Consider the following 11043-nt stretch of genomic DNA (forward strand, 5'->3'; position numbering starts at 1 on the left):
GTGCGGGGGCCCCTCCCGGCCCCGCAGTGCCCCGGCGGGGGGGCGGTGCGCCGCGCCCCGTTCGACCCCCCCAGCCTCCACCGCCGGGGGGGGGGGGGGGGGGGGGGGGGGGGGCCGCGCGCGCCCCCCCACCTCTCTCATTCTCTGGAGTCACCCCGTCATGCAGAACGCGCCCGTTGCTTCGTTGGTCGGGGAAGAGTACGAGGTCGAGGTCGGCCCGGTGGCCCACGGAGGCCACTGCATCGCCCGCACCGAGGGCGGCCGGGTCCTCTTCGTCCGCCACGCGCTGCCGGGCGAGCGGGTCGTCGCGCGGGTCACGGAGGGCGAGGAGACGTCCCGCTACCTGCGCGCGGACGCGGTCACCGTCCTGGAGGCGTCCAAGGACCGGGTGGAGGCGCCCTGCCCGTTCGCGGGCCCGGGCAAGTGCGGCGGCTGCGACTGGCAGCACGCCAAGCCGGGCGCCCAGCGCCGTCTCAAGGGCGAGGTAGTCGCCGAGCAGCTCCAGCGCCTCGCCGGGCTCACGCCCGAGGAGGCCGGCTGGGACGGCACCGTCATGCCGGCCGAGGGCGACAAGCTCCCGGCGGGCGAGGTCCCGCAGTGGCGCACGCGGGTCCAGTACGCCGTGGACACCGAGGGCCACGCGGGTCTGCGCAAGCACCGCTCGCACGAGGTCGAGGTGATCGACCACTGCATGATCGCGGCGCCCGGGGTCTCCGAGCTCGGCATCGAGAAGCGCACCTGGGAGGGCATGGCCTCCGTCGAGGCGATCGCGGCCTCCGGCTCCGGCGACCGCCAGGTGATCCTCACTCCGCGCCCCGGCGCCCGCCTCCCCCTCGTCGAACTGGACAAGCCGGTCTCGGTCCTCCGCGTCGACGAGAAGGACGGCGGAGTCCACCGCGTCCACGGCCGCCCCTTCGTCCGCGAGCGCGCCGACGACCGCACGTACCGCGTCGGCAACGGCGGCTTCTGGCAGGTCCACCCGAAGGCCGCCCAGACCCTGGTCCTCGCCGTGATGCAGGGCCTGATGCCCCGCAAGGGCGACACGGCCCTCGACCTCTACTGCGGCGTCGGCCTCTTCGCGGGCGCGATCGCCGACCGCGTCGGCGACCAGGGCGCGGTCCTGGGCATCGAGTCCGGCAAGCGCGCGGTGGAGGACGCCCGCCACAACCTGGAGGCGTACGACCGCGTCCGCATCGAGCAGGGCAAGGTCGAGACGGTCCTCCCGCGCACCCGCATCTCCGAGGTCGACCTGATCGTCCTCGACCCGCCCCGCGCGGGCGCGGGCAAGCAGACGGTCACCCACCTCGCGGGCCTCGGCGCCCGCCGCATCGCCTACGTCGCCTGCGACCCGGCGGCCCTGGCCCGCGACCTCGCCTACTTCAAGGACAACGGCTACCGCGTACGGACGCTGCGCGTCTTCGACCTCTTCCCTATGACGCACCATGTGGAGTGCGTGGCGATCCTGGAGCCTGCGAAGTAGCCAGCCGCAGGCGGTTTCGGGGCCTCCGCGGTGGTCGGGTCAGGGGCGTCCTCCGAACAGCTCGCTCAGCATTCCGGCAGCGCCCTCCGGTGCGCGGACCGTGAGGTGGAGCGAGGGCGGGGTCAGGTGGAGGGTGAAGTCGAGGAAGGGGCAGCAGTTCTGTTCGGCCGCGGCCAGGTCGGCGATCCGGGCGGCGAGGCCTTCGCGGGGTGGGAAGGAGAGGCGTACTCCCTCGTCGGTCCGCTCGCGGTGGTCGGCCTCCGTGGCGAGGGCCCGCCACTGGGTGGTGCGTTCGGTCAGGGCGGGGCCGTCCAGGGTGCACGCGACGGGGGTGTGCCGGCGTGCCTCGTGTCGCGGGGACTCCGGCTGTCCGGCCGGTGTGCAGCCGCAGTCCGGGTCGCATGCACCCGGCGGGGCGGGGCCGGACAGGGCCGTTCGGACGCCGGTCAGCCGGTCCGAGAAGGCGCGCAGGTCCGCGACCCGGCCGTCCGTGTCCCGGATCCGGCTCGTGACCAGGGGCAGCAGCCGTGCCCGTACGGATGCGCACACACCCTCCTCGCGTACGTCGAGGAGCTCACGGATCTCGTCGAGGGCCAGGCCGAGGTGTTTCGCCGAGGTGATGAAGGCCAGCCGGTCCACGGCGGCGTCGTCGTACACCCGGTACCCGGACGCGGTCCGCTCCGCCGGCAGCAGCCCGGCGGTCTCGTAGAAACGCAGCGTGGTCGCCGGGACACCGGAGCGTTCGGCGAGCTGCGAGATGCGGTAGGTCGCCATACGTCCGACGGTAGACCTTCGACCCGGCTCGAAGGTCAAGCCCAGGGCCCGAGCCGGTGCCCGGGCCCCGCGGGTCAGCGGACCAGGACCGGCCTCGTGCGGGGGGCGGGGGTGGGCTCCTCGTGGAGGATCACGCGGAGCGTGTCCTTCAGGCGCCGGGAGGGTTCGATGCCCAGGTGGTCGGTGAGCTGGCGGCGGGCGCTGTGGTACGTCTCCAGCGCCTCGGCGCGGCGGCCGACGTGGTACAGGGAGAGCATCAGCATCTCGGTGATCTTCTCGCGCCACGGGTGGACCACGCTGATCGCGCGCAGTTCGCCGATCGCCTCCTCCGTGCGGCCGCAGTGGAGCTTGAGTTCCAGGCGGGTCTCCTGGGCGGTGAGGTACTCCTCCTCCAGCTGGACGGCCATGCTGTGGCAGAGCGGGCTGTTGCCCACGTCCTGGAGGGGCTTGCCGCGCCAGAGGGTGAGGGCGGAGTCCAGGAGGTCGACGGCGCGGCCCGGGTCGGTGGCGGCGACGCGCCGGGCCTCCGCGGTGCGACATCGGAAGGTGTGCATGTCGACGGCGCTCGGGTCGACCTTCAGGACGTAGCCGGCCGAGTGGGTGACCACGGGCGGGGTGTCGTCGGAGGAGTCGGACAGCCGGCCGAGCGTGCGGCGGAGGCGGGACACCTGGGCCTGGAGGGCGTTGTGGGCGGTGTGGGGCGGGTCGTCGCCCCAAAGCTCGTTGTAGAGCTGCTCGTTGGTGAGGAGCCGTCCGTCCGCGAGGAGCAGGGAGGCGAGGAGGATGCGCTGCCGGTGACCGGCGACAGGGGTCAACTCGTTGTTCGTGACGATTCCGACCGGTCCGAGGATGGTGAATCTCATGGGGGAAGCCTCACACGGCCCCGGTTGCCGGTACTTGAGACGCGTCTGATGCCCCTCTGGGCTTTCGCTGGAGTCGAGATCCAGCCAAAGCGATCACATTGCCGTTCACGACCTATTGGTGACCGGATCACTACTGGAGTTTGATCGTCCGTGCCAGGATCGAAGTGCTTACTGGTCGGGGGGGAGTTGGCTCAGTGGAGATCAAGTTGTTGGGCACGTTGACCGCTGATCTGGGGGGTACGACGTGGACACCGAGCGCCGCCAAGCACCGGCAGGTGCTGGCCCTGCTGGCGCTGCGGGCGGGGCACACGGTGCCGATGTGGGAGCTGATCGACGAACTGTGGGGCGACAACCCACCGCGCAGCGCCCAGGCGACGTTGCAGACGTACATGATGCAGTTGCGCCGCGCGATCACCGCCGCCGGCGTCAAGAGCGGGACGGAGTGCCGGGTCAAGGAGATCCTCGCGACCACGCACGGCGGATACGTCCTCAACATCCGTCCCGGGTACGTGGACGCGCTGGAGCACGAGAGCCTGGCCGCGGCCGGTCTGGCGGCGGCACGCCGCGGTGACCACCCGCGCGCCTCCGAGCTCCTCAACCAGGCCATCTCGCTCTGGCGGGGCAACGCCCTCTCGGACGTGGCCCAGGGCCCACCGCTCAAGGTCGAGACGCTGCGGCTCGAGGAGTCGTGCCTCAGCGTCCTGGAGACCTGCGTCGCCGTCGACCTGGCCTCCGGGCACACCGCCGAAGTCCTCAGCAGGCTCACGGAACTGACGGCCCGCTACCCGATGCACGAGCGGTTCCATCTTCAGCTGATGGTCACCCAGTATCAGGTCGGACGGATCTGGCAGGCCCTGGAGACGTACAGGAGGCTGCACACCCGCCTCGTGACCGAGCTCGGCCTCGAACCGTCCGAGGCCGTCCGCGACGCGCATCAGCGCATGCTCCGCCGGGACTCCACCCTCACCCTCGACGTGGCCGGAAACGGGGGCGCCGTCGTGCGGGGAGAGTCGCCCTTCGGCCAACTGCGCAGCGCCTGAACCTCCGACTCCGACTCCGCCCTTCTTTGCGGACGCGTGCAGTCGGCACCCGGAGACGGACCGGTGATGCCCACCGGTCCGTCTCGCCGTTCCCGCGCCGTTCGCCCGCCGTTCGCCCGCCGTACCGCACCCGTCCGGGCCCCGCCGCCCGCCGGTCAGCGCACCGTCAGTGGCGTGTGACCGGCCTCGCCTAGCGTGCCGAGCGCGGCGGAACCTCCCGTCGTACGAGGGACCCAGGAGGTGGCGGATGCCCGTCGGTCGCACGCTCGCCCCGCACGGACCGTACGCCCGGCCCGTCGTACGCGCAGCGGGGCCGGACGGGACGGCTCTGGTCCTCGTGGCCCACGGCAGTCGCGACCCCCGGCACTCGGCGACCCTGCGAAGCCTCGCCGACGGTGTCCGGTCCCTCGCCGGCCTGCGGACCCGGATCGCCTTCCTGGAGTTCGACCGGCCGGGCGTCGCCGACGCCCTGGGCGCCGCCGTCGCCGCAGGCGCCGACCGGGTCGTCGTCGTCCCCCTCCTGCTCTCCCGCGCCTACCACGCCACGACCGACCTCCCCGCGGCCCTGGCCGGGGACTGGGGTGTGCCCGTGCACACCACCGACGTCCTCGGCGGATCGCCCCTGCTCGTCACCGCCCTCGAACGGCGGCTCCTGGAAGCCGGGTCGGGCCCCTCCGGCCGGGACTCGTCCGGCGTCGTCGTCGCCGCGACCGGTTCGCGCGACGCCGGCGCTCGCGCGTCCGTCGCCGCCGTCGCACGAGCGCTGCGGCGGGCCGGCCGGCGCGACGTCCTTCCCGCGTACGTCACCGGTCCGGGCCGTCGCCCCGGCGACGCCGTACGGGAGCTGCGCGCCCGAGGGGTGCGGCGGGTGGCCGTCGCCCCCTACGTCCTGGCCCCCGGCCTCCTTCCCGACCGGATCGCCGCCGAGGCGGCGGAGGCCGGGGCGGACGTCCTGGCCGCCCCGCTGGGCGCCGCCCCGGAGCTCGTACGGCTCGTCGTCGAGCGAGGGGCGGGGGCGGTCGCCGGGTGAGGTGTACGCCTCCCGGTCCGGGCGAGAGGCGTACGCCTCCCGGTCCGGGCGAGACGTCACGCCTCGCCCGGACCGCGAGGCAGTGTCCTCGCCGGTAGCCCGGCACGCGTTCTCGGCCCGAAGAATTCAGCCGCTCGTCGGCAAGGTGTAAGGGGCGGTGTCGCAGTTTCCCGGAGTGAGCCGCCCACACCCGGCGGCCTTGGTTATCGGGCTGAATTCTTTCGGGTCTGTTCCCGTGCGCGGAGAGAAGCCGTGGCCGGGGATTATTTACTTATCGGACCCTCGGCTGTCACTGTAGTCGCCCTCGCATGTGGCAGGGCGCGACCGAATTACCGGGACATGGCCGCACCCATGGTGCAGGGACTGTCTGGCGGGCGATTCTGGGCATGTGAGGCCGAGGTTAATTCTGCATGGAATTCCCTGCGCCCTTTCCCGTCGTACGAAACCGCCCGGACGGCGCGCTGAGCCGCCTCTGACACGCCGCTGACATCCGGAAAGAGCTTCGGACCAGGCTCGATGGGGTCGCGGGGGCCGTTTCCACCGGTTCGTCTGCGCACGGCAGGGTGCGGCTTGTGGGTGCGCGGGGCGGATTCCCCGTGTCGTTCCTGGTCGGCCCGGCTGTCGCGGGCTGCTGTCGTCTCCGGGTCGGCCATGGTCGGCGCTTCGGAAATGGGAAGGCGTTTACCAAAGGGTGTGTTGCACAATCGGTGACGCTCTCCCTAGGCTTTCGAACTGCGAGCGGAGGCCTGACCGCTCATTGTTCTCTCACGTAGACCTGTGCACCCCGGAAGCCCAATTCAGTGGCGTCCGGGGTGGCAGGTGCGTGCAGGTTCTAGAAAGGAACAGGTAATGGTCAAGGTCACGGCCGGCGAGGTTCAGGAATGGCTTGTGCAGAAGATCGCGGACCGGTTGGGTGAAGACCCGTCGAGCATTTCTCCCGGGCAGTATTTCGACGAGCTCGACCTCGACAGCACCGAGGCGCTCGTCATCGCCGGCGAGATGGAGAACTGGCTCGGGTTCGAGCTGGGCACGACGGCACTCTGGTACCACCCGACCATCGAGGCCCTGTCGGCACACATCGCCGAGGAGAGTGCTCAGCGTGGCGCCGCGGCCTAGCAGAGCGGCCGCCGCACAGGTGCTGGTACGTCACCGGGCGACCCCGCCCGGTGGCCGTACCGTCTACGCCGTCCACCCCGGCGCCCTGCCGGTCGTGACCTGGGCCAACCTGGCCGGAGCACTGCCGCAGGACACGGGGTTCGTCGTGCTCGACGTCGGCGCGGTCCCCGCCTATCTGCAGGCGGCGATGGATCCCGGCGCGTCCGACCTGACCGCCGACCGCCTGATCGACATCCTGATCGACGCCTACCGCGCGGACCTCGCCGACGCCGGGTCCGGCGGGGCGGGCGGCGGGGCGGGCGGCGGCCCGGCCGGGCCCGTCACCTTGGTCGGCTGGTCCTTCGGCGGGGTCCTGGCGCACGGGATGACGGAGCGTCTGAAGACCGAGGAGAGGCCGGACGGCATCGTGCTGCTCGACAGCATCGCGCCGACGGAGACGTACACGTACGCGGAGGACGACTACGTCGACCCCGTGATCGTCCTGCGCTGGTTCGCGATGTTCCTCGGCGCCAAGCGCGGCACGGAGGTTCCCTTCCAGGCCCCGCCCGTCTCCCCGGACTCCGCGTCCGCCGCGGTCCCGACCTCGGCCGTCGGCGCCGACCACGTCGTCGCCGGACTGGAGCGGCTGCTCCGGTCCGCCGTGACGTGCGGCGCGCTGCCCGAGGGGACGCCGGTCCAGAGCATCCGGAAGCTCTTCGACGCCTACATGGCGGGGCTCCTGCGCAACAACAGGCTGACCTCCACGTACCGTCCGCAGCCCGCCACCGTGCCCCTCACCCAGATCAAGGCGCAGCACAGCCTGATCCCCTCCGACCCGACCCTCGGTTGGGCCGAACTGGCCGATCGCACGGTGGAGGCGCACTCCGTGCCCGGCGACCACTACACCATGCTGATCCGCCCGGACGCCTCGCGGGCCATCGCCGGTCTGATCCCGGCCGCCCGGCCTCCACAGCTCGTCACGACCCGGAGGGACACCCAGTGAACGAATTCCAGGAACGGATGCTCGACCGCAGACTGGCCAGGGACCCCATCGCCATCGTCGGCCTGTCCGGGCTCTTCCCGAAGTCGCAGAACGTACGGGAGTTCTGGGCCAACGTCGTGGCCGCGGCCGACTGCACCACCGACGTGCCCGCCGGGCACTGGGACGTCGACGAGTTCTACGACCCCGACCCCTCGGTGCCCGACAAGACCTACGCCAGGCGCGGCGGCTTCATCCCGGACGTGCCCTTCAACCCCCTCGAGTTCGGCCTCCCGCCGAACACGCTCGAAGTGACCGACGTGCTCCAGCTGTTGAGCCTCACGGTCACCCGCGACCTCCTCAAGGACGCCGGATCCGACCAGGGGTGGTACGACCCGAAGCGCACCGGCGTGGTCCTCGGCATCACCGGCGCGAACCAGCTGACCCAGCCCCTCACCGCCCGCCTCCAGAGCCCCGTGCTCAAGGAGGTGGTCAGGAGCTGCGGGCTCTCCGAGCGCGACGCCGAGGAGATCGCCGCCAAGTTCCGTATGGCGTACGCCCCGTGGGAGGAGAACTCCTTCCCCGGCATGCTCGGCAACGTCGTCGCCGGCCGGATCGCCAACCGGTTCGACCTCGGCGGCATCAACATGACGATCGACGCCGCCTGCGCCAGCTCGCTCGGCGCCGTCCGCACGGCCGTCAGCGAGCTCCTGGAGGGGCGCGCCGACACGATGCTGACCGGCGGCTGCGACGCCGAGAACACGATCTTCATGTACCTCTGCTTCAGCAAGACGCCCGCGCTCTCCAAGTCCGGGCGGATCCGCCCGTTCGACAACGAGGCCGACGGGACGCTGATCGGTGAGGGCATCGGCATGCTCGCGCTGCGCCGCCTCGCGGACGCCGAGCGCGACGGCAACCAGGTGTACGCGGTCATCCGCGGTCTCGGCACCTCCAGCGACGGACGCTTCAAGTCCATCTACGCCCCCCGCAAGGAGGGCCAGATGGAGGCGCTGCGCCGCGCCTACCAGGACGCCGACGCGGCCCCCGACAGCATCGAGCTGTTCGAGGCGCACGGCACCGGCACGGCGGTCGGCGACGCGACCGAGCTGAGCGCGCTCACCGAGGTGGTCGCCAAGGACGGGGGCGAGCGGGGATACGCCGCCATCGGCAGCGTGAAGTCCCAGATCGGCCACACCAAGGCGGCGGCCGGCGCGGCCTCGATGATCAAGCTCGCCTTCGCGCTGCACCACAAGGTTCTGCCGCCGACCATCAACGTGGACCGGCCCAACGCCGCGTTCGGCACGGACAGCCCCTTCTACGTCAACACCAGGACCCGGCCGTGGATCCGTGACCCGAAGCGCCCGCAGCGGCGGGCGGCGCTCTCCGCGTTCGGCTTCGGCGGCACCAACTTCCACGCCGTGCTCCAGGAGCACGGCGACGGCGACGACCTGGAGGTCCGCTTCCCGGTGGCCCGCGTCCACCTCTGGCACGCGGCCGGACCCGAGGCCCTCGCGGACGCCCTCGCGGCGAAGACCCCGCCCACCGGGGGGCCGGTCCCCGCGGCCCACGCCCGGGTGGCGTTCGTGGCCCGCGACGAGGCCGAGGCCGACGTCCTGCGTGAGCTCGCCGTCGGCGAACTGCGCGCCCGCGCGGACCGCGACGCCTGGTCCCACCCCAAGGGGGTCCACTACCGGCGCTCCGCCGGCGAGACGGGCAAGGTGGCCGCGCTCTTCGCCGGACAGGGCAGCCAGTACGTCGACCCGGGGCTGAGCGCCGTTCTCGCGCTGCCCCCGCTGCGCTCCTCCTTCGACCGTGCCAACCAGCACTTCCGTGAGGACACCCCGCTGTCCCGGGTGGCGTTCCCGCCGCCGCTCGTCGACGACGAGGGCCGGGCGGAACAGGAGGCCGCGCTGCGCGCCACCGCCTATGCCCAGCCCGCCATCGGCGCGCTCTCCGCCGGACACCTCCGGTACCTCACCGAACTCGGTTTCGAGGCCGAGGGCTTCCTCGGCCACAGCTTCGGCGAACTGACCGCCCTGTACGCGGCCGGAGCGTACGACGAGGACACCCTCCACCAGCTGGCCCGCGCCCGCGGACGGGCCATGTCGCCCGCATCCGGCCAGGCCGCCGAGGACACCGGTGCGATGGCCGCCGTCTTCGCCCCCGAGGAGCGCGTCGCCGCACTCCTGGCGGACCGCGCGGACCTGCGGGTCTGCAACCGCAACGCGCCCGACCAGATCGTGGTCGGCGGCGCCACAGCCGAGATCGACCGCCTGGTCGAGGCCGCCGGTCTCGCCGGGGTGCGCGCCCGGCGGCTCCCGGTCTCCGCGGCCTTCCACACCCCCTTCGTCGCCCACGCCGTGGACGACTTCCGGGCCGTCGTCGAGACCGTCGACATCGGTGTGCCGCGCGGACGGGTCTACGCGAACAGTCCCGGCGCCGCCTACGGCACGGATGTCGCCGACAACCGCCGGGTGCTCGCCGAACAGCTCGTCAACCCGGTGGAGTTCGCGACCCGCGTCGAGGAGATGTACGCCGACGGGTTCCGGGTCTTCGTCGAGTTCGGTCCGCAGTCCGTCCTCACGGGGCTCGTCGGGCGCATCCTGGGAGACCGGCCGCACACCGCGATCGCCCTCGACGGCGGACCTGGCAAGGACGCCGATCTCACCCTCAAGCAGTCCGTGGCACGGCTCGCGGTGCTCGGCCTCCCGGTCGCCGTCACCGACCGGTACGCCGCCGCCGTGGAGGAGCCGGTCGTCACCAAGGGCATGTCGCTGATGCTCAACGGCATCAACTACGTGTCCCCGGAGCGCCGGGCCGCCTACCAGGACGCCCTGTCCAACGGCTACCGGGTGCCCGTGGCCGCCGCGGCGACCGGTGCCGCCGTGCCGAGCCCGTCCGCCGCTGTGCCGAGCCCGTCCGCCGGCGCGCAAGGCCCGTCCGCCGCCGCACCCAGCCCGTCCGCCGGCGCGCCGAGCCCGTCCGCCGCGCCTCCCGTCGTGCCGGCAGCGCGCGCGGCGGAGTCGGCGGTGGTACGTGCGGAACTCCCGGCGCCGAGCCTTCCGCAGGCCGCCCCTGTGCGGGCGACGGAGCAGCCCCTCCCCGAACCGACCCGGGCCGCGCCGCCGGTCACCGGTACCGCAGCGGGGAACGCCCGTATCCCTTCGGATGCCCTGCCCCCTGCTCAGGAGAACGAGCACATGCCCAGTGATCGCTTCACGGAACTCCTCTCGGACCATCTCTCTCTCCACGACGAGTACCTCAACGGCCAGCTGCAGAGCGTCGAGCGCCTCACCCACATCCTGGAACGCGCCGCCGATCAGGGGCAGTTGGACCAGGTCCTGCCGGGTGTGAGCTCCGTCAAGGAGCACGGTCTCGCGATCGGGCGCACCCACGCGCACGCCAACGACGTCCTGCGGCAGCTGGCCGAGCTGGAGATGGGCGGCGCCGCCGCCGCGGCCCCCGCACGCACCGCCCCCGCTCCGTCCGTGCCCGCGCCCAGGCCCGTCGTCGAGGCGCCGGCCCTGCCGGAGCCCCCGGTCCTCCCGGCGCTGCCCCCGGGCTGGACCCCGCCCGTGCCGGTCGCCACCCCGGCGCCGGAGGCCGCTCCCGCGCCGATCCCGGCCCAGGAGCCCGCTGCGGCTTCCGCCGAGACTCCCGCTTCAGCAACTCCCGCTGCCGCTGCGTCTGTTGGTGTGGATGCGGAGACGGTGCGGTCGGCGTTGTTGGAGGTGGTGGCGCAGAAGACGGGTTATCCGGCGGAGATGCTGGAGCTCGACATG

General features: G+C 72.6%; 8 protein-coding genes. 6 read left to right on the plus strand and 2 right to left on the minus strand.

Features of this window, described 5'->3' with window-relative positions:
- The first annotated feature begins 160 nt into the window (after nt 1-160).
- The gene (locus tag ACFVGW_RS34450; protein WP_383311695.1) at nt 161-1480 is read left to right on the plus strand and encodes a class I SAM-dependent RNA methyltransferase; all 1320 of its coding nucleotides are present in this window, start codon (nt 161-163) and stop codon (nt 1478-1480) included.
- Nucleotides 1481-1519: 39 nt separating this feature from the next.
- On the opposite strand, the gene ACFVGW_RS34455 is transcribed toward ACFVGW_RS34450, so the two are convergent.
- Both ACFVGW_RS34455 and ACFVGW_RS34460 read right to left on the minus strand, forming a co-directional pair.
- Nucleotides 1520-2254 carry a MerR family transcriptional regulator gene (locus ACFVGW_RS34455; protein ID WP_385854763.1) on the minus strand — a complete coding sequence of 245 codons (735 nt, stop codon included), beginning with the start codon at nt 2252-2254 and terminating at the stop codon, nt 1520-1522.
- Between the two features lie 74 nt (nt 2255-2328).
- The gene (locus tag ACFVGW_RS34460; protein WP_383227780.1) at nt 2329-3117 is read right to left on the minus strand and encodes a BTAD domain-containing putative transcriptional regulator; all 789 of its coding nucleotides are present in this window, start codon (nt 3115-3117) and stop codon (nt 2329-2331) included.
- 218 nt (nt 3118-3335) lie between these two features.
- Here ACFVGW_RS34460 and ACFVGW_RS34465 point away from each other — a divergent pair, with 218 nt between their 5' ends.
- The 5 genes from ACFVGW_RS34465 to ACFVGW_RS34485 form a co-directional block, all read left to right on the plus strand.
- Nucleotides 3336-4157: a BTAD domain-containing putative transcriptional regulator gene (locus ACFVGW_RS34465; RefSeq protein ID WP_383227779.1), complete on the plus strand. Its 822-nt coding sequence runs from the start codon at nt 3336-3338 to the stop codon at nt 4155-4157.
- A gap of 247 nt (nt 4158-4404) precedes the next feature.
- Nucleotides 4405-5187, plus strand: a complete 783-nt coding sequence (locus tag ACFVGW_RS34470; RefSeq protein ID WP_385854764.1) for a sirohydrochlorin chelatase — start codon at nt 4405-4407, stop codon at nt 5185-5187.
- Nucleotides 5188-6036: 849 nt separating this feature from the next.
- Entirely contained in the window at nt 6037-6303 is a 267-nt protein-coding gene (locus ACFVGW_RS34475; RefSeq protein ID WP_071369419.1) for an acyl carrier protein, read from the plus strand.
- Entirely contained in the window at nt 6287-7285 is a 999-nt protein-coding gene (locus ACFVGW_RS34480; protein ID WP_385854765.1) for a thioesterase domain-containing protein, read from the plus strand. The genes ACFVGW_RS34475 and ACFVGW_RS34480 overlap by 17 nt, the downstream gene beginning before the upstream one ends.
- A partial coding sequence (locus tag ACFVGW_RS34485; protein ID WP_385854766.1) for a beta-ketoacyl synthase N-terminal-like domain-containing protein occupies nt 7282-11043 on the plus strand: 3762 nt, incomplete at its 3' end. The genes ACFVGW_RS34480 and ACFVGW_RS34485, both read left to right, overlap by 4 nt.

It is taken from the genome of Streptomyces sp. NPDC127129 (assembly GCF_042671585.1).
Lineage (GTDB): Bacteria > Actinomycetota > Actinomycetes > Streptomycetales > Streptomycetaceae > Streptomyces.

Bases quoted from the DNA above. Each gene is read 5' to 3' on its own strand.
- ACFVGW_RS34450 (WP_383311695.1), top strand. From the start codon at position 161: ATGCAGAACGCGCCCGTTGCTTCGTTGGTCGGGGAAGAGTACGAGGTC.
- ACFVGW_RS34455 (WP_385854763.1), bottom strand. From the start codon at position 2,254: ATGGCGACCTACCGCATCTCGCAGCTCGCCGAACGCTCCGGTGTCCCG.
- ACFVGW_RS34460 (WP_383227780.1), bottom strand. From the start codon at position 3,117: ATGAGATTCACCATCCTCGGACCGGTCGGAATCGTCACGAACAACGAG.
- ACFVGW_RS34470 (WP_385854764.1), top strand. From the start codon at position 4,405: ATGCCCGTCGGTCGCACGCTCGCCCCGCACGGACCGTACGCCCGGCCC.
- ACFVGW_RS34475 (WP_071369419.1), top strand. From the start codon at position 6,037: ATGGTCAAGGTCACGGCCGGCGAGGTTCAGGAATGGCTTGTGCAGAAG.